Origin of the sequence: Flavobacterium pasteuri, from assembly GCF_048286615.1 — a bacterium.
In the GTDB taxonomy this organism is placed as follows: domain Bacteria; phylum Bacteroidota; class Bacteroidia; order Flavobacteriales; family Flavobacteriaceae; genus Flavobacterium.
In genome coordinates this window covers 103,456-122,972 of record NZ_JBLVPN010000003.1, presented here as the reverse complement: position 1 = coordinate 122,972, position 19,517 = coordinate 103,456, and the positions used below count along the sequence as shown (strand labels likewise).

General features: G+C 33.5%; 16 protein-coding genes. 8 read left to right on the top strand and 8 right to left on the bottom strand.

Going from position 1 to position 19,517, the window contains the following annotated elements; translation table 11 throughout:
• Window positions 1-57 precede the first annotated feature (57 nt).
• The 5 genes from ACNQF6_RS05535 (at window position 58) to ACNQF6_RS05515 (ending at window position 5,701) form a co-directional block, all read left to right on the top strand.
• Window positions 58-1,041, top strand: a complete 984-nt coding sequence (locus ACNQF6_RS05535; RefSeq protein ID WP_417963995.1) for a hypothetical protein — start codon at window positions 58-60, stop codon at window positions 1,039-1,041.
• 54 nt (window positions 1,042-1,095) lie between these two features.
• Window positions 1,096-2,676 carry an OmpP1/FadL family transporter gene (locus ACNQF6_RS05530; protein WP_417963993.1) on the top strand — a complete coding sequence of 527 codons (1,581 nt, stop codon included), beginning with the start codon at window positions 1,096-1,098 and terminating at the stop codon, window positions 2,674-2,676.
• Between the two features lie 262 nt (window positions 2,677-2,938).
• Window positions 2,939-4,252 carry a 30S ribosomal protein S12 methylthiotransferase RimO gene (rimO, locus tag ACNQF6_RS05525; RefSeq protein WP_417963991.1) on the top strand — a complete coding sequence of 438 codons (1,314 nt, stop codon included), beginning with the start codon at window positions 2,939-2,941 and terminating at the stop codon, window positions 4,250-4,252.
• Window positions 4,253-4,291: 39 nt separating this feature from the next.
• Window positions 4,292-4,765 (top strand): hypothetical protein, encoded by a 474-nt coding sequence (locus tag ACNQF6_RS05520; protein WP_417963989.1) that lies wholly within the window; start codon window positions 4,292-4,294, stop codon window positions 4,763-4,765.
• 33 nt (window positions 4,766-4,798) lie between these two features.
• Window positions 4,799-5,701 (top strand): N-acetylmuramoyl-L-alanine amidase, encoded by a 903-nt coding sequence (locus ACNQF6_RS05515; RefSeq protein WP_417963987.1) that lies wholly within the window; start codon window positions 4,799-4,801, stop codon window positions 5,699-5,701.
• 341 nt (window positions 5,702-6,042) lie between these two features.
• On the opposite strand, the gene ACNQF6_RS05510 is transcribed toward ACNQF6_RS05515, so the two are convergent.
• Entirely contained in the window at window positions 6,043-7,092 is a 1,050-nt protein-coding gene (locus ACNQF6_RS05510) for an outer membrane beta-barrel protein (protein WP_417963985.1), read from the bottom strand.
• Between the two features lie 1,007 nt (window positions 7,093-8,099).
• Here ACNQF6_RS05510 and ACNQF6_RS05505 point away from each other — a divergent pair.
• A complete protein-coding gene (locus ACNQF6_RS05505) occupies window positions 8,100-8,579 on the top strand; it encodes a hypothetical protein (protein WP_417963983.1) in 480 nt (159 codons plus the stop codon).
• A 138-nt stretch (window positions 8,580-8,717) separates the two neighbouring features.
• Here ACNQF6_RS05505 and ACNQF6_RS05500 read toward each other — a convergent pair whose 3' ends face one another.
• The 5 genes from ACNQF6_RS05500 to ACNQF6_RS05480 all read right to left on the bottom strand — a co-directional run bounded on the left by ACNQF6_RS05500 (window position 8,718) and on the right by ACNQF6_RS05480 (window position 14,157).
• On the bottom strand, window positions 8,718-10,070 hold the full coding sequence (locus ACNQF6_RS05500; RefSeq protein WP_417963981.1) for an NAD-dependent succinate-semialdehyde dehydrogenase: 1,353 nt from the start codon (window positions 10,068-10,070) through the stop codon (window positions 8,718-8,720).
• Window positions 10,071-10,325: 255 nt separating this feature from the next.
• Window positions 10,326-12,437: a response regulator gene (locus tag ACNQF6_RS05495; protein ID WP_417963979.1), complete on the bottom strand. Its 2,112-nt coding sequence runs from the start codon at window positions 12,435-12,437 to the stop codon at window positions 10,326-10,328.
• 628 nt (window positions 12,438-13,065) lie between these two features.
• On the bottom strand, window positions 13,066-13,254 hold the full coding sequence (locus ACNQF6_RS05490) for an aldo/keto reductase (protein WP_417963977.1): 189 nt from the start codon (window positions 13,252-13,254) through the stop codon (window positions 13,066-13,068).
• Between the two features lie 17 nt (window positions 13,255-13,271).
• A complete protein-coding gene (locus ACNQF6_RS05485) occupies window positions 13,272-13,451 on the bottom strand; it encodes a hypothetical protein (protein ID WP_417963975.1) in 180 nt (59 codons plus the stop codon).
• A gap of 298 nt (window positions 13,452-13,749) precedes the next feature.
• Window positions 13,750-14,157, bottom strand: a complete 408-nt coding sequence (locus tag ACNQF6_RS05480; RefSeq protein ID WP_417963973.1) for a DUF1573 domain-containing protein — start codon at window positions 14,155-14,157, stop codon at window positions 13,750-13,752.
• Between the two features lie 173 nt (window positions 14,158-14,330).
• Here ACNQF6_RS05480 and ACNQF6_RS05475 point away from each other — a divergent pair, with 173 nt between their 5' ends.
• Window positions 14,331-15,590, top strand: a complete 1,260-nt coding sequence (locus tag ACNQF6_RS05475; RefSeq protein ID WP_417963971.1) for a sensor histidine kinase — start codon at window positions 14,331-14,333, stop codon at window positions 15,588-15,590.
• Entirely contained in the window at window positions 15,590-16,279 is a 690-nt protein-coding gene (locus ACNQF6_RS05470; protein ID WP_417963969.1) for a response regulator transcription factor, read from the top strand. The genes ACNQF6_RS05475 and ACNQF6_RS05470 overlap by 1 nt, the downstream gene beginning before the upstream one ends.
• A gap of 64 nt (window positions 16,280-16,343) precedes the next feature.
• On the opposite strand, the gene ACNQF6_RS05465 is transcribed toward ACNQF6_RS05470, so the two are convergent.
• Together ACNQF6_RS05465 and accC are read right to left on the bottom strand one after the other, a co-directional pair.
• Window positions 16,344-17,885, bottom strand: coding sequence for an acyl-CoA carboxylase subunit beta (locus tag ACNQF6_RS05465; protein ID WP_417963967.1), 1,542 nt, complete (start codon window positions 17,883-17,885; stop codon window positions 16,344-16,346).
• 118 nt (window positions 17,886-18,003) lie between these two features.
• A complete protein-coding gene (accC, locus tag ACNQF6_RS05460; protein WP_417963965.1) occupies window positions 18,004-19,443 on the bottom strand; it encodes an acetyl-CoA carboxylase biotin carboxylase subunit in 1,440 nt (479 codons plus the stop codon).
• Window positions 19,444-19,517 lie beyond the last annotated feature (74 nt).

The window sequence follows — 19,517 nt, the reverse complement described above, 5'->3', positions numbered from 1 at the left end:
AATAGTTCAGCAAAACTAACTATTTTTGTAATGTGCAACAATAAAAACTCCATATATATGAAAACTAGTACTCTTTCCTTCCAGAACTCAACAATATATTTCATTGTTGGAATTTTGAGCGTCTTGTTGACATCCTGTGGTTCCTACAAAAACAGTTCTTACTATGATTCTGACGGAATATATGGTAACGCTCCAAGAAGAGCTGCAGAAGTAGGGACGCAAAATGCTCCAAACAATCAATACAAAGACTACTTCGGGTCTTTACAGAACAACAACCAACCTGTGGAAATTTTCACAGATGTAGACAATTACAATGATTATAACATAGAAAACGACAGCCTAGACTACAACAACTATCCCGGATGGGGCAGCAATCCTCAAACTGTAAGTATAAACGTTTACGACAACGGATGGGGAATGAATAATTGGTATGGAAATAACTGGGGATGGAATGCCGGTTATGGATGGGGATGGAACGTTGGTTTTGGATGGAATAATTGGTACGGAAATAATTGGGGTTGGAATAGTTGGTATGGAAACAATTGGGGCTGGAATAACTGGTATGGCAATAATTGGGGATACCCTAATTACTACGATAACAGAGCCTATTCCTATAACGCAAGCAGAAGAGGTTCCTCTTACACTACTAACACAAGTAGGGATAGAAATTACAGCACCCGAAATTCAGCAAATTACTCTAGAAACCAGAGCAATACCGTTAGCCGTAGAAACAATTCAAATTACAGAGCAAATACAAATACTGATTTAAGAAGTAGAAGTACTACAAACGGATTCAATAGAACAAACCCAACATTTTCAAGAAATCAAGGACAATATCAAAACAATTCCAATAGTACACCTAGCAGAAGATCGAACACGAATAGCACTCGAAACGAAAACAACAGACCTGAAAGATCCTACACTCCAAGTTCAAGGAATGACAACAATTCAAGATCATACAGCCCTAGCTCAAATAGTTCCGGGAATTCTGGTGGTGGCGGAAGATCATCAGGTGGTGGCGGAAGAGGCGGAAGAGGATAATAACCTCTACACACCTTCCAATTTTGATATTAAATTAAAACCTACGAATTAAAAATGAAAAAATATATATTTTTATTAGCTTTAGGCTTCACTGCAAGCGTTGCACAATCACAAGAAATATCAGATGCCATGCGTTATGCGCAAGACAACCTGAACGGGACAGCTCGATTTAGAGCTATGAGTGGTGCTTTTGGAGCTCTTGGTGGTGATTTATCATCTATAAATGTAAATCCTGCGGGTTCTGCAGTATTTACAAACAACCAAATGGCTCTTACCTTAAGTAATTTTGACACAAAAAATAAGTCTAATTATTTTGGCAGCACATCAAGCGAAAAAAACAATTCGTTTGATTTGAACCAAGCGGGCGCCGTTTTCGTTTTTAATAACCGAAACCCAAACAGCAATTGGAAAAAGATTTCATTGGGCGTTAATTACGAAAACATTACTAATTTTGACAACGGATTTTTTTCTGCAGGAACCAACCCAAACAATTCTATAGGGGATTACTTTTTAAGTTATGCTAACAATTCGAATAACGGAGCTCCAGTACCTCAAGAATTTGTCAACACAAATCCCGGAGAATCTATTTCAGACTTATATTCATTTTTAGGAAGCAATCTCCCTAATAACCAGTATCCAAATTTAAATGGATTTGCAGCGCAACAAGCATTTTTAGGATACCAAGGTTTTATTATTGATGCCGTTGATGGAAATAATAATAATTCTCCTTACACCTCGAATGTTCCTGCTGGAGGTAATTATTACCAAGAAAACTCCATTTACAGCACAGGATATAACGGAAAATTATCTTTTAATGCAGCAACATCATATAATGACAAGTTATTCATAGGACTGAATTTGAACTCCCATTTCACTGACTTTCACAAATCATCTACTTTTTACGAAGATAACAATGCACCATTAACAAATGATTACACTGTAACCCGATTGAGTTTTGAAAATGACCTATACACTTACGGAACAGGATTCTCATTTCAATTAGGAGCGATTGCGAAGGTTTCTGACGAGATTCGTTTAGGTCTAGCTTACGAATCATCAACATGGTATAAATTAAATGATGAGCTGTCTCAAAGACTGGTTGCAGTAAGCAGTGCAACAAATGCAGACGATACTAATGACGTAGTAAACCCTGAGGTTGTTAATATTTACGAACCTTATAAATTACAAACACCAAGCAAACTAACGGGAAGTTTTGCTTATGTTTTTGGAAAATCTGGCTTAATAAGTGTTGATTACGCTATTAAGGATTACAGCAACACTAAATTTAAACCTGAAAACGATCCTTATTTTAATGATTTAAACAGCGATATGAATTCAATCTTAGACACCACAGGCGAACTACGAATAGGTGCTGAATATAAAATTGATGCTTTAAGTCTAAGAGCAGGATATCGTTACGAACAAAGTCCTTATAAAAACGCTGTAACAATAGGAGATTTAACCGGATATTCAGCAGGTTTAGGATACAGTTTTGGTTCTACCAAAGTAGATTTAGCGTATTCTTATGCCAAGAGAAACTCACAACAAGGATTTTTTAATCAAGGATTTACAGATGGTGCCAGTATAAAGGCCATAAACAACAATCTTTCAGTAACATTACTATTTGAATTGTAATAATTCCGAAAAATAAAATTTAAAATCCGTTTCGTTATCATGGAACGGATTTTTTTTAGCCCTGATGGTCCCGAAGCGTCGGGAGAAATCCTCACGTTTTTTCGGGAGATTATTTCACTATACTTTTATTTTTATTGGAGTTCACTGAACTTCGTTTGTAACGTACAGCAGGAATAGCTCCATAAAAAACACAAAGATTTATGGTCCTAAAAATAAAAATTGTAATTTTGCAAAATTCCCAAATTATCGGGATTCTAATGTTATGAGAACTAAGTCTTTAAAAAAGAATAAAATCAACGTAATCACTCTAGGGTGTTCGAAAAATGTGTATGACAGTGAAGTGCTAATGGGACAACTTCGCGCAAGTGGAAAAGATGTTACGCACGAAGCTCCGGAAGCAGAAGAGGGAAATATTATTGTAATAAATACTTGTGGATTTATTGATAATGCTAAAGCAGAATCAGTAAATATGATTTTGGAATATGCTGACAAGAAAGAAAGAGGATTGGTCGATAAAGTATTCGTTACCGGATGTTTATCCGAACGTTACAGACCAGATTTAGAAAAAGAGATACCAAATGTAGATCAGTTTTTTGGTACTACAGAATTACCACAATTATTGAAAGCTTTAGGAGCGGATTATAAGCATGAATTATTGGGAGAACGATTGACTACGACCCCAAAAAATTATGCGTATTTAAAAATTTCAGAGGGTTGCGACAGACCTTGCAGCTTTTGTGCGATTCCGTTAATGCGAGGAAAAAATGTTTCTCAAACTATTGAAAAATTAGTAAAAGAAGCGGAAGGTTTAGCTAAAAATGGCGTGAAAGAATTGATTTTGATTGCTCAAGATTTGACTTATTATGGGTTGGATCTTTATAAAAAGAGAAATCTTGGTGAATTACTAGAAGCGTTAGTAAAAGTAGAAGGAATAGAATGGATTCGTTTGCACTATGCCTTCCCTACTGGTTTCCCAATGGATGTTTTGGAAATCATGAAGCGCGAACCTAAAATTTGTAATTATATTGACATTCCGTTGCAACACATTTCAGATTCTATCTTGAAGTCAATGCGTCGCGGAACAACTCAAGCAAAAACAACAAAATTATTAAAAGATTTCCGCGCTGCTGTTCCCGGAATGGCTATTCGTACGACCTTGATTGTAGGATATCCCGGTGAAACACAAGAAGATTTCAACATCTTGAAAGATTTTGTTCAAGAAATGAAGTTTGACAGAATGGGCTGTTTTGCTTATTCTCACGAAGAAAATACGCATGCTTACGCACTGGAAGATGATGTTCCAGACAACGTAAAACAAGAACGTGCAAACGAAATTATGGAACTACAGTCGCAAATTTCTTGGGATTTAAACCAGGAGAAAGTGGGACAAACATTCAAATGCATCATCGACAGAAAAGAAGGTGGACATTTTGTAGGAAGAACTGAATTTGATAGCCCAGATGTAGATAATGAAGTCTTGATTGACGCATCAAAACATTATGTAAAAACGGGTGAGTTTGTACTGATAAAAATTACTGAAGCAACAGAATTTGATCTGTACGGAGAACCAGCATAATTTTCTTAAGACGATTTTAATCTATTTTAAAAACTAAATATGAAACCATTTCAATCACTACTTATCATCGCTTTTATATTATTATCTACAAATATAATTTCTGCACAATACGGTAATGGCGGATATGGAAACGGTTACGGCAATGGTTATGGAAGTAATCGCAGAATGAATAGTGGCATGGATCAATCCAGAACTCAGGACAAACCAAAAGAAATTCCTGTTGAAGTAACGGTTGGAAAAATCATAGAGCGAATAAAACCGGAACTCACTCTTGATGAGCTTCAGGTTATTGCAATCTCTAACATATTGACCGAAAGCATAAAAACACAAGGCATGCTAATAAAAGCAGAAGTTAGCCAAGATGACAAAATAAAAAATATCAAAGCTCTTTCAGAAACTACTGATAGAAAAATAATGGAATTGTTAAACAAAGACCAAAAGGAAAAATATATTGCTTTGAATGAAGAAGCTAAAAATCCTAAAAAATCGAAAGCTAAAAAGAAATCTAACTAATCGATTTTAGTCCGTTGCTAAATGAAAACCTACATGAGAAAAATTTTTTATTACCTTATTTTGTCAGTTATCGCTGTATCCTGCTCAACAAATCCTTATAAAAAGAGTGATGAAATTTATAACACTAAGCTTAAATCATTAAAAGAAACCATTTCTAATAAAGATCCACAGCCATTACCTATTATTCCTCACGTAGAAATAAACATTGACACACTATACAAAAAACAGCTGCATACTTATAAAGACACTATTTTCAAAATGGGATCTACGCCTTTGCAAAACGGCGTTAATACAGAATGGATAGGAACCGTAAATTTTAATTTAAGAAAGCCGAATTTCATTATTATCCATCATACAGCACAGGATTCATTACAGCAAACGCTAAAGACATTCACTAAAATAGAATCTCAAGTGAGTTCCCATTATGTAATTTCAGATGACGGTAAAGTAGTCCAAATGTTGAATGATTATTTAAGAGCTTGGCATGCAGGTGCTGGTACTTGGGGGAGAAATACCGATATTAACTCGGCATCTATAGGAATTGAATTAGACAACAACGGATCTGAAGTTTTTTCTGAATTACAAATCAATAGCTTACTGGCACTTTTAACGAAGCTAAAAAAAGATTACAATATTCCTGCTCAAAACATCATTGGCCATGCAGATATTGCACCAACCAGAAAAAAAGATCCAAGCCAATTGTTTCCCTGGAAAATATTAGCAGAGAAAGGTTTTGGTCTCTGGTCTGATGAGTTTTTAGAAACTGCTCCAATTGATTTTAGTGTTGAACAAGGATTGCGAATCATAGGGTATGACACTAAAAATCTACCTGCGGCAATAACTGCTTTTAAACTACATTATATTCAAACAGAAGTTAATGATGTATTAGATGAAAAAACAAGAAACACCATTTATTCTATTTATAAAAAACAATAAGTAGTTTACATATAATACGATACCTATAAAACGGTTTTTTGAATCTTTCAAAGAACCGTTTTATATTTATGTACATCTCAAAATCTTCACTTAGTTTATCATTATACAGACCTCCACTGTCTTAGAAATCAAACAAATAAGCTTTCAATATTCTCAAAAACACCTTGAAAAAAAAATATTTCATGACTAGAATAAATAAGTTGTTACCAATAATGCATAAATCATTCAACCTTTTGTGGCTGAATTACATAAACAGGTGTAGCAAATAAAATCTAAACAAAAAAAAGCTGCCAAAATACTTGAAAGCATCTTGGCAGCAAAAAAAAAATATTAATTAAATATTAGAACGAATAAGTTGTCGCCAGTAATGCATAAGCTGTTAAACCTTTTGGAGCTGCATCACTATTTGTAAAAATATCTTCTGAAGCTGTGTCAACACGGAACTCAGGAATAATAGTCAAGTTTCCTACTTTGTAGTTTAGTGATAAAGTATTACCTACAACACTAGTTCCAGCAAGTGAACCTAATCCAGCAGTAGCATCTTTAGCATCTAAATACTCTAATCTGTAAGCTAAGCTTAATGATTCTTTCAATGCGATATTAGCATATCCGACTAAAGCAAACCATTCTCCATCCAAAGAACTATCAAAGTCATTGTTAGTCATTGCATAAGTACCGTTGAATCCTAAAGAGAATGAATCACTCACTTTCTTTGAACCTACAAAATCAAATTGTGTTTTGTTTTCATCAGAAGCAGGATTACTACTTCCTGAAGTAACATTGAAATATGCACTTCCAGTGTCACCAACATAACCTAGTTGACCTATGAACGTTTTTTGATTTGAACCCGCTTCAATTGTTGTTTTGAAATCTGTTGGATTTGAAACCCCTGCCATAAAAGTAAATTTTCCAGAGGTATATTGCGCTTTTACTCCGGTATTAAAGAACGGACCATACGTAAATGCATAAGACATACTGTAGTTTTTATTGTCTACAGCGTCCAATAATTCATATCCCACATGAGTTCCAAAACTACCTGCAGTAACTTTAAATTTATCTGAAAACTCATAAGTGAAATTCAATTGTTTAATCATGAAAGTTGAAGCACCATCATTATAAGCAAATTGAGCAGCTCTGTTTCCAAACCCTAAATCAACAAAAACAGATGCTTTACCCATTTTATGAGATGCTTCGATAGATGCCATCCCTAACTCAAAAGAATTGTGAGAATTTGTGAAACTGGTCAAACTGTTGTCTACACCAGAAAAATCATATTTGTAATATGCATCAGCAGATCCTGCAAAAGTAGTTGAAGGTACGACTGGAGCGTCTTGTGCGAAAGTTAAACTTGTTGTTAGCAATAATGCTAAAATAGCTAGGTTTTTTTTCATCTTTAATTTGTTTTAATTAGTAATCTAGTTTGGTTATTATTTTGGTCTTAGTTTATACGGTTTAAAAATTCTAATACTTACAATCAAGAAAACTGCTTTGAAATGCACTTTTTTTAATGTGAAATTTTCTTGTTTCTGAAGCGAATTTATTAACTTTTATTTCACTTGAATTACTATTTGGCACTTTTTTGCCATGTTTTGAGAAGAATTATTAATAACGAAAAATGAATAAAAAATAATGGATATTCCGTATTTTAAAGTATCAATTTTAAAAATTCAATAATATATTTTTACAAGACACCCCCTATTTTTTTAAACTAAAAATCTAAAATAAAATTTTAAAATCATTATTAGCGTAATTTTTATCTAAAAAAAACACATACCCCCAATAATAAATACACTTAAATATTATTATTGTGATTAAAAAAAAACGCAACTTCATCGATTTTTTTTAACTACGAAATCTATATCCAACAATTTCATCTTTAGAAATACAATTTACACCACATTGAAAAAGCGACTGAATCAACACTTGTAAAAAATACATCCCATTATTATTAATACTTATTTTATGAAAGTTTTAATAGTTCAAAGATTCCTTTTTTAGTACATTTAAAACATGTTTCGTTTACTACTTAAAATCTCCGTTTTACTTGTATTCCTCACTTTTTCCATTATTTGGGTAAGTGATAAACTTTCAATACTTATTCATGAAAAGCAATACGATTTTTATGAACTAACAGAAAACAAAACTGAAGAGAACAATTTAGAGAGCAAACTAAAACTACTTTTTATTGATTCAATTGAAATTTTTAATTGTTTCGAATATTACTCTTTCAATAAAAAAAGAATTAATTCTTTCGATTTATTTGTAGTCAAAGAGTTTGCTTTAAAAAATTTCACTCCTCCGCCAGAAATAGTATAGTCCTTATTTTTTAATAAAAACATTATTAATATATGTCCCAATTTAAAAATGGGATCATACACCTTTACTATTATCTAAACACATGAAAAATTTATTTATAACCTTCACTATTTTATTTACCACCTCATTAATTGCGCAAACACATCAAATTATCAAACATGATGGAGAAACAATTGATATAAATTTTATTAAAACAACAAATAATTTAGTGTACTACACTTTACCTCAAAGCGCTGAAGAAAAGACAATCAGTCAATACGCGGTAGCACAATTGAATGAAAAGTCAAAAAGTGATTCCAAAATCGTATCTGAAAAAATTCAACTAAATGGAAAATCAGATTATAAAAAAGTTATTGTACTAAAAAAACATCAAACCATCGGATTGAAAGAATCTGGGATAATTACAAGTTATTACGGAGGAACGAAAGGAGAATCTTCTTTATCGTTTTCTGATAATGGTAAAAAACGATTAAAACAAAATGCCGCGCTTAAAGGGTCTGCATTTATTGTGATTCTTTCTAATAAACCAAAAGATTTAAAAGCAGCTATTTATACCTATTAGTAAGTTTAAATCAAGTAATGAATTGACAACTTGATACTTTTATAAATAGGAATCGAGTGAATAAAAAATCGAGAACAGATTTGTTATAAATACAATTCCTGTTCTCGATTCTTTACTTATAATATGCACTAAATACAATTATTCTATAATCAATGACTTCATATTCATAAATTCTTTGATTCCTATTGCTCCTAATTCTCTGCCATAACCTGATTTTTTTATGCCTCCAAAAGGAACCCTGGAATCAGATCGGACTAATGAATTCACAAACACATTCCCCGCTTCAATTCTCCTTGCCAGTCTGTATGCATTTTCTCGATCTTCTGTCCAAATTGCAGAAGCTAATCCATATCTATGATTATTGGCAATCGTTACAGCATCATTCTCATCTTTAGCTCTAATAACAGTTGCTAATGGTCCAAATGTTTCTTCCTGAAAAGCAATATTATTTGAATCAACAAAATCTATTAGCGTAGGTTGAAAATTACAATCTTCGCGCTCCCCGCCTACTATTAATTTAGCACCTTGGTGCAATGATTTTTCCAATTGATTTGCTAATTTCTCCGCTAAATCAAGCCGAGCTAGTGGCCCCATATTAATTCCTTGCTGTAATGGATTTCCTTGTTGCAATGATTTTATTTTTTGGGTGAAAAGCGCTGTAAATTCATCCGCTACTTTCTCTGTAACAATAAATCGTTTGGCACAAATGCAAGCCTGACCTGCATTTAGCATTCTGGATTGTGTGGCAACCGTAGCTGCCTTTTCAAGATTTGCATCATTCAAAACTATAAATGCATCTGAACCTCCCAATTCCATGACTGATTTTTTGATATGTTTTCCTGCCATTGAAGCAACAGATGATCCCGCCATTTCACTTCCGGTCAAAGTAACTCCATGCACAATATCCGCCGCAATTACACTTTCGACCTGAGGAATATCAATCGTAATTTGTTGAAAAACACCTTCAGGAAAACCGGCTTCTAAAAAAACATTTTCAATAGCTTTAGCACAACCAATAACGTTTGGCGCATGTTTCAAAAGTGTCACATTGCCCGCCATAATTGCCGGAGCAGCATAACGCAACACTTGCCAAAAAGGATAATTCCAAGGCATTATTGCAAAAACCGCTCCCATTGGATCATAAACTGACAAACTTTTGAAAGGAGTATCATAATATTCATCTTTCAGCATTTTTTCAGCATTTTCGGCATAGAAGTCACAGTTTCCAGCTGATTTTTCTACTTCAGAAATACTTTCTGATAGTACTTTGCCCATCTCATTGGTTATTAACAATCCTAACGCTGCTTTGTTTTCCCTCAGGATGTTAGCTAACTTTTTCATCCTATCTGCTCTTTGCTCAAATGTGGTTTGCCTCCAATTTTTAAATGCTCGCTCAGATAATTGCAGTTTTTGATTCAATTGCGCATTCGTCAATACCTCGTGTTCAGCTATAATTAGTTGTGAAAACGGATTTATCGATTTAAAAACCATGTGTTTGTAATTTAAATTCTTTTAAATATAAATTTTAGAAAATTAAGCAGCAGTTCTAAATCATTTCAAACATTGATTAACGATTAACGCAAGCTTAGTAATGTTTTAAATCTAGTAAAATTACAGCTATTAATGGTACGAAAAGTTTAAAAAAATCAAAGTGTGAAAGAAGGTAGATTCTAAAAATTTCGAAAAACATTAGAAATAAGCAAAGAGAGCACAATCAAAAATATTCAAGTTTAAATTCCCTAAATTTTATTTGTTGATTCCCATAAAAACAGAATCCAACATTTCGAATACTTTTTCCTTATCTAATGGTTTTGTTATACAGTGCATAAAACCAAATTGCATCATTTTTTCTTTATCTTCAAATGAGGCATAGGCAGTTTGGGCAATAACTGGAAGTTCTGGTTTTATCTCTTTTATTTTTTTGAAAGCTTGATAGCCATCTAAAATAGGCATTTTAATATCCATAAACACTAAAGTAATGTTTGGATTTTCTGTACAAATATCTACTGCTTCTTGTCCGTTTTTAGCTCTCAGAACGGTATGATTTCTTGATTCAATAATTTTTTTCAACAGCATAAAATTAATGGTATCATCTTCTGCGACTAAAATAATTTCATTATCATAATTCCTGTAAAAAGACTTAACTTTTTTGGGTTTTATTGTTTTTTCCCTTTGATCTAATTTTAAAGGTATCGAAAATGAAAAAACTGACCCCAACCCAATTGTAGAGCGCACTGATATTGTTCCGCCCAACATTTCTACGTAAGCTTTTGTGATTGACAAACCCAATCCTAATCCAGATAATTCCACAGATCCATCGCCTTCAATTCTTCTGAACCTATCAAAAATTACTTTTAAATAATTTTCGCTAATTCCCATACCTGAATCTTCTATCTTAAATTCTAAAACTTCTTTTTCTTTGTTTATTGAATACCCAAAAGCCACAAAACCTCTATCGGTAAATTTTAACGCATTAGTGATTAAATTAACGATAATCTGTTTCAGTTTTGTTTCATCTGTTAGAATATTCCCTTGAAGTTTCTCTGGATTTTCAAGAATATAGAACTGAATTTCTTTGTCTTTAGGAATCGTAACCTTGATGGAATCATACAATTCTGCAATACATTTTTCTATATCTAATCCTTTATAGTTAGGCATAATTTGTTTTGCATCAATCTTAGACATTTCGATAAGGTCTTCGATAATTGAGACTAGGCTTTTACCACTGTTTTTTATAATTTTTAAATATTCTAACCTCTCCTTTTCTACCAAATTTGCATCATGCAGTAAATCACTAAATCCCATTATGGCATTCATAGGTGTTCTGATTTCATGCGATAAATTAGCCAAAAAAGATGATTTTAAAGTATCACTTTCTTCTGCTTTTTGCTTGGAAATTTCTAGTTGTTTCCGTTGATTGCTATTTTCCTCGAATAGGTTTCCAATGTATCCAAACTCTCCATCGGACCTTTTTAAACTATTTATCGAATTTATATTACCCGTTTCCAGAATACTTTTAATTAACTTTAATGGATTATAAACCCATCTTTTAGTACAATAAACGTAGACAAAAATGTTTATCAAAGAAACCAGAACAACAATAAAAAGAATCTCTTTTGTTTTCGTGTAATTTAAATTGAAAGGTCTTTTAAAAAGTAATCTGACTACATCTTCATTTTTCCAATCTTTTAGATCTAAGCCTACAATAACAAAATCATCTTCATTTGCAATTACATAACCGCTAGAAGCCAAATAAACTTTTGAGCTGCTTATGTTCCCTAAAGTATTCAAAAAAGATTCGTCTAAAAGTCTTGCCGTAAAAAAATATCCGGAAGGCTTCGTTTTATTCTTTTTAGGATCATTAGAAGGGTGAATGGTTGCTCCAAAAACTTCGACAATACCTTCTGGTATTTTTAAATAAAATCTTTTAAGTTTAGATTTATAAAGCACTGCCATCATCTCTTTTGGGATAAAATCAAAGCTTTTAATCTTAGAAGAAACTGTTTTATTGATTATTTTTTTATCTAAACCGTAAACGCCAATATAATCAGCTTCGTACGATTCAAATTCACTTAGTATATATTGATTATACCACTTTTCATCTTTTGTTTTTGTAAAATGAACCAACTCACTCCAATACGTAACATCAATAATAGTGGCTGTTGCAGTTTTAGAATTAAGTCTAAACAAGGACTTAACTTCCTTATCATACTGATTGTAAGTAGTTTTATAAAAATTACTTTCTTCTTGAACGGTATAAAGATAAAGGGAGATGTAAATTAGAAAAAAGAAAATACTTGTCGAAATTATCAACAAAACTAGTTTAGAATACGTATTTAAATTAATCAATCTCTTCATGGAATAAACTCGAATCAAAAGAAGTAGAACTAAAATGCACTACGCATTTTGTAAGATATATCACTTTTTTTCTGTAGCGCAAGTTAGCCTTTTTTATTATAAAAAAAAACTCCATCGGTTTAAACCGATGGAATTCATTATAATAAAGGTTTATTTATCAACACTATACTTTTGCAAAAGCGACCTAGCCTTGGTTTTTGGGTCTTCAAAATCTATATTTCTACTTTTGTTCAAGTTTTTGAAATTATCTCAAAATATTTCCAATTCCCAATAATTCGGATGTGGAGAAATCCAGATTTTGTAAACTGTAGATATTATTAAATTGCCCTAGGGAACTAAACAGAAGTGATTCGTTTGTCATTTATTAGCCAAGCTAAAGCCATTTGTGCCAATGATTAGTTTCTCAGTTGCGCAATAGTATTCAGTTGAATGATTTTTTGGATTCTTTCAGCCGAAACTTTATCTGTTTTTAAATGACCATTAAGATTAGAAGCTCTTGAATTTTTCGGAATCCCTTTTAGTTATTTATCCTTTAAAAGTCCTTCTGCCAAAAATGAAAAGCAATACACCCCATTCCTTTTTATTCGAGAACATTTAATAAACCCGCTTGAGTTTCTTGCACAAACATCTAATATTTCACCTGAATCAAGCAAGGCGTACCCAATCGTTTTAAAATTTCAGTAGCTTCCTTAGTTAGTTCTACATTATAGTTCGAAATTCCTGCATACAATGATTTTCCACTTCGTACGGCATAATCGAAAGGCGTTCCAGGATCAAAACGATGCGAATAAAAAACATCTATATATTCTAAACTCAAACGCTTCAAACTCTAGTCTAAACTCGATAATAAATATTTTGGGAACCACAGTTGCCAAATGGGCCGTTCCGCATGGTATAACCAACATTAGTCGTAATTACGATTTCATCACGCAGCTTTCCTTGAAAATTATTTTTCAATATTCTACTAAAATTAGTTTCAGCTAAACCCAAGACAAGACCGAAAATAGTGGCCAAATCAAAATGGGTAATTCCTTTATTAAAAGCGGCTTTAATAATGTTCTCTCCATTTTAAAAATTATCTACCGAACCGAAGTTGTCCCATAATCCTAAAAAAATGTAGCAGTGAACACTACTTTTTCCGCATCCATTGTATTACACTTTTTTATTTTTTAAAGAAATATAAACATTTCATTAAAAATGATTTGTCTAAAAACCATCAAATTACAATCAAAAAAAATCTGAATCAATCACAAAAAAACTCGAGTTATATAAGACAAATCGAGTTTTCATTATAATAAATAACTTTTAAAACCTAAATAACAATTCCTTTAAGTGTTAATACTTTTGGTGTTGTTTCAACATTTGTAGTAACTGTAACTGTTTTTGTAAAAGCACCTTTATTAGCTGCATTGTACGTTGCAGTAACCTTTCCTGATTTTCCTGGAAGAATTGGCGTTTTGGTATAATCTGTTGCCGTACAACCACAAGAACCTTTGACGTTGGTGATTATTAATGTAGTTTTTCCTGTGTTTTTAAATTCATAATTAATGGCTTTTGGCGTGTTTTGAGGAATTTGACCAACATCTATACTTTCACTTTTCCATAAAATGGACGAAGCAACAGACGAAATTTTTGATGCCAAAGCATTTGCTGGGGAGATAGCTGAAAATGACATTAATCCTAGAGTTAATGACAACATTGAAATTTTGATGATTTTCATAATTTGATTTTATAATAGTTACACAAAAGATTATTTCATTTGAACATGCCAAAAGTAAATTAGAAAATTTTTACTTCCTGTTAAGCAGTTTCAAATGTTTGTTAACGACTTGTTAATGGTTATATTTGAATGTAATTTTGATTAATATTACACTTTCTAAATCTATTTTTTACTTGAAACTAAACAAACTCAATAGTATCATCATTCTCGGAATCATTGCCATCGTTGGTATTCTGGTAGCACAACTCCTTTGGACCAAAGAAGCTTTTACTATTGAGGAAAAAAAGTTTAGCCAAAAAATACATATCGCACTACTTGAGGTTGCCAAAAAATTATACCAAGGTACCAACCACGATTTACCCACAGAAAATCCAGTAAAAAAAATATCAAATGATTATTATGTAGTGAATATTGATAATGATTTTGAACCCGACATTTTAGAATTCTATCTAAAATCTGAATTCAAGAAAATGAATCTCACGACCGATTTTGAATATGCTATGTACAATTGCCAAAGCGATGAAATGGTGTATGGAAACTATATTTCTTTATCGGACAAATCAAAAGGAAAACAATCTATTTATTTCCCAAAGCATAAAAATTTAGTCTATTATTTTGCTATTCGTTTTCCCAATGAAACCACTTATTTGTTTAGCTCATTGCGGTTTTGGTTTGTCCTTTCGATAGTGTTAATTCTTATTTTATTGATTTATGTCTATTCTATTTTTACGCTTTTACAGCAAAAAAAATACTCGGAATTACAACGGGATTTCATTAATAATATGACGCATGAATTCAAGACGCCGTTATCCTCCATTTTGATTGCTTCCAATTATTTAATCCAGCAAGAATCCATCAAAAAAGATAAAAAACGTTACATCTACGTCGAAATTATTATCAATCAAAGCAATAAACTAAACCAGCATATCGAGAAAATTCTAACAATAGCCAAATCCGATTATTCTCCTTTGGAATTGAATACAGAAAACATTGCGATAGTTCCGATAATTGAAAATGCTATCGAAAATATCAAACTAAAATATCCTGAAGTTACAACAACAATCAAATCAGATTCGTCTGATTATATACTAATTGCAGACTCCTTTCATTTCAATAATTTAGTTTACAATCTCCTTGACAATGCCGCAAAATACTGTAATGGCAAACCCGAAATTATCATCCGATTATCGAAAGAAAATTACACACTAAAGCTCGAATTTATTGATAATGGAATCGGAATTCCCAACAAAAACCTCTCTTTCATATTCGATAAGTTTTACCGAATTCCAAGTGAGAAAAGTAATGAAGTCAATGGTTTTGGATTAGGTTTGTATTATGTAAAGAAGATTTGTAATTTACATCATTGGAAAATTAACGCCACCAATAATCTCGAAAAAGGCATTACCCTAACCATTTTAATTCCAAATAAATAATGAGTACTTCCAGAATTCTTTATGCTGAAGACGATGCGACATTAGCATTCCTTACCAAAGATAATTTGGAGCAAAACAACTATGAAGTAACACATTGTTGCGATGGAAAAACAGGTATGGAAATTTTCAAAAAAGGCGATTTCGACATTTGCATTCTGGATATTATGATGCCAAAAATGGACGGATTTGAATTAGCAACTGAAATTCGAAAGATTAATATTGATATTCCTATTATATTCCTTTCGGCAAAAACCTTGAAGGAAGATCGCATCAAAGGATTGCGTCTGGGCGCCGATGATTATCTTGTAAAGCCTTTCAGTATTGAAGAATTAATCCTAAAAATAGAGGTTTTCCTGAAACGTTCTCATAAAAATAATACTGCTGAGAAATCGATTTATGAAATTGGAAAATACCAATTTGACACCAAAAATTTTATTCTATACAACGAAAACGAAAAAATACCCCTCACGCAACGCGAATCCGAACTGCTAAAATTATTTCTAGACAATAAAAATGCAGTTCTAAAACGAGAACAAATCCTAACTTCACTTTGGGGTGACGACGATTATTTTATGGGACGCAGTCTGGATGTTTTTATTTCCCGCCTGCGTAAAATACTTGCCAACGAAAAAGGAATTGCAATAGAAAATTTACACGGGATTGGGTTTCGATTCGTATTAGAAAAATAGTTTAGAAAGCATAAAACCAAAAAAACCACCTTCATCAGGTGGTTTCTTCAATTCTATCCAAGAATTACAAAGGAATATTCCCGTGTTTTCTATTAGGAGTCACACTAACTTTATTTTCGAGCATACTAAATGCTTTTATCAGTTTGCGTCTGGTGTCTTGAGGAAGAATTACCTCATCTACAAAACCACGTTGTGCTGCTGTGTAAGGATTCGCAAACAAATCAGCATATTCCGCTTCTTTTTCCAAGAGTTTTGCCTCATGGTCTCCGGCTTCGTTGATTTCTTTCTTGAAGATAATTTCAGAGGCTCCTTTGGCTCCCATCACCGCAATTTCGGCAGTTGGCCAGGCAAAATTCATGTCGGCACCAATGTGTTTCGAGTTCATTACATCATACGCACCTCCATAAGCTTTACGTGTAATTACGGTTACTCTCGGCACGGTTGCTTCGCTAAAAGCGTACAACAATTTCGCACCGTGAACAATGATTCCGTTCCACTCTTGATCGGTTCCCGGTAAAAATCCCGGTACATCTACCAAAACCAATAAAGGAATATTAAAACAATCGCAAAAACGAGTAAATCGCGCCGCTTTCTTCGAACTGTTTACATCCAGACAACCCGCTAAAATCATCGGTTGGTTTGCGATAATCCCAATACTTTTTCCTCCCAATCTGGCAAAGCCAACAAGGATATTTTCGGCATAATTTTTATGAATTTCAAAAAACGAATCTTCGTCAATAATTCCACCAATCACCTCGTGCATGTCGTACGGTTTATTGGGATTATCCGGAATAATAGTCGCTAATTTAGTACGAACCTCATCATTGAGTTTATAAGGTAAATGGTGTGCTTTTTCTTTATTGCTTTGTGGCAAAAAACTCAACAAGCGTTTCAAATCTTCCAGACATTCCACATCATTGGTCGAGGTACAATGCGCGACACCAGATTTAGTAGAATGCGTACTTGCTCCACCCAATTCCTCTGAAGTTACCGTTTCATTGGTTACGGTTTTTACCACATTCGGTCCTGTTACAAACATGTAACTGGTATCTTCAACCATCATCGTAAAATCAGTCATGGCTGGAGAATACACAGCTCCTCCGGCGCAAGGCCCCATGATAGCCGAGATTTGTGGAATTACTCCCGAAGCTTGTACGTTTCTATAAAAAATATCGGCATATCCGCCCAAAGAACGAACCCCTTCCTGAATACGTGCTCCACCAGAATCATTCAATCCAATCATGGGTGCACCCATTTTGACTGCCATATCCATAATTTTACAGATTTTCTCAGCATGGGTTTCGGATAATGAACCTCCAAAAACCGTAAAATCCTGTGCAAAAATATAGACCAATCGTCCGTTTATGGTTCCGTATCCCGTAATGACTCCATCACCATAATACAGTTCTTTTTCCATTCCAAAATCAGTTGTACGGTGGGTTACCAGCATTCCTATTTCTTCAAATGAACCTTCGTCCATCAAATAATTGACGCGTTCTCTTGCCGTTAGTTTTTTATTGGAATGTTGTTTTGCAATTCTGTTTTTACCACCACCCAAATGAGCTTCAGCAATTTTATCGTTTAGTGTATTTATTTTATCTTTCATACTATTCTTTTTTAACCGCTAATCCGCTAATTTTATTTAAAACCATTAAGAAATTAAGTTTCATTTAGAAAAGCAGTACTTAATTTTTCTTAATTTCTTAATGGTAAAAACAACAATTTTAATTTAGTAAACGTACGATTTTTTGATCTTCAAAATATTGTTTCATTGCCACAAGAGCTGCAATTTCGGCTTCATTAGCCATTTGTTTTTTCAACACATCGGCATTGTAATAATTCTTCACGAAATGCGTGTCAAATTTTCCGGAACGAAACGCCTCGTGTTCAAAAACAAATTTCCCAAAAGGCAACGTCGTCTGCACACCTTCCACACGATAGTTTTCAATAGCCTTTATCATAATTTGGATGGCTTCTTCACGGGTTTCGCCATAAGTGATTAATTTGGCTAACATCGGATCATAATAAATGGGAATATCCATCCCTTGCTCAAAACCATTATCCACACGAATTCCTTCGCCAACAGGTAATTGATATACGTCCAAATGCCCTACGCTTGGCAAAAAATCATTCATCGGATCTTCAGCATACACACGTAATTCCATCGCATGTCCTTTTATTTTCAAATCTTCTTGTTTGATTGCCAATGCTTCTCCTCTTGCCACTCTGATTTGCAGTTCTACCAAATCGGTTCCGGTAATCAATTCTGTAACGGGATGTTCCACCTGCAAACGCGTGTTCATTTCCAAGAAGTAGAAATTATTATTTTCGTCCAATAAAAACTCAACAGTTCCAGCCCCTAAATAATCACAAGATTTAGCCACCAAAACAGCAGCTTCACCCATTTTTTTACGCAATTCCGGCATTAAAACCGAAGAAGGCGCTTCTTCTATCACTTTTTGGTGACGACGCTGGATGCTGCATTCTCTTTCGAATAAATACAACACATTCCCATGACTGTCCGCCATAACTTGAATTTCGATATGCCTTGGCGAGCCCACATATTTTTCGATAAAAACAGAACCGTCTCCAAAAGCAGCAATCGCTTCACTAATAGCGCGATCCATTTGAGATTCGAAATCAGCTTCGCTTTCTACCACACGCATTCCTTTTCCTCCACCTCCGGCAGAAGCTTTAATCAGTATTGGAAAACCAACTTCCTTCGCAATGACTTTTGCTTTTTCGACATCCGTAATGGCTTCATCAAAACCGGGAACCATTGGAATATTGTATTGCTTAACGGCATCTTTAGCCGCCAGTTTACTTCCCATGATTTTTATCGCTTTCGACTTTGGACCAATAAAAATAATGTTATTTTTCTCCGCTTCTTCAGCAAAATCAGCATTTTCACTCAGGAAACCGTAACCGGGATGAATAGCATCTACATTTAAAGATTTAGCAACCTCTATGATTTTACTTCCTACTAAATACGATTGACTCGAAGGAGCTTCCCCTATCCAAACGGCTTCATCAGCAAATTTTACGTGCGGTGCATTTCTATCCGCAGTAGAATAAACTGCTACGGTTTTAATGCCCATTTTTTGAGCGGTTTTCATCACCCTGATGGCAATTTCCCCTCTATTGGCAACTAATATTTTTTTCATTTTTTATTTTTTAACCGCAGGTTTGCTAATTTAATTCTCTTACATTCACTTGTATTGAATGATGTATATTTTAT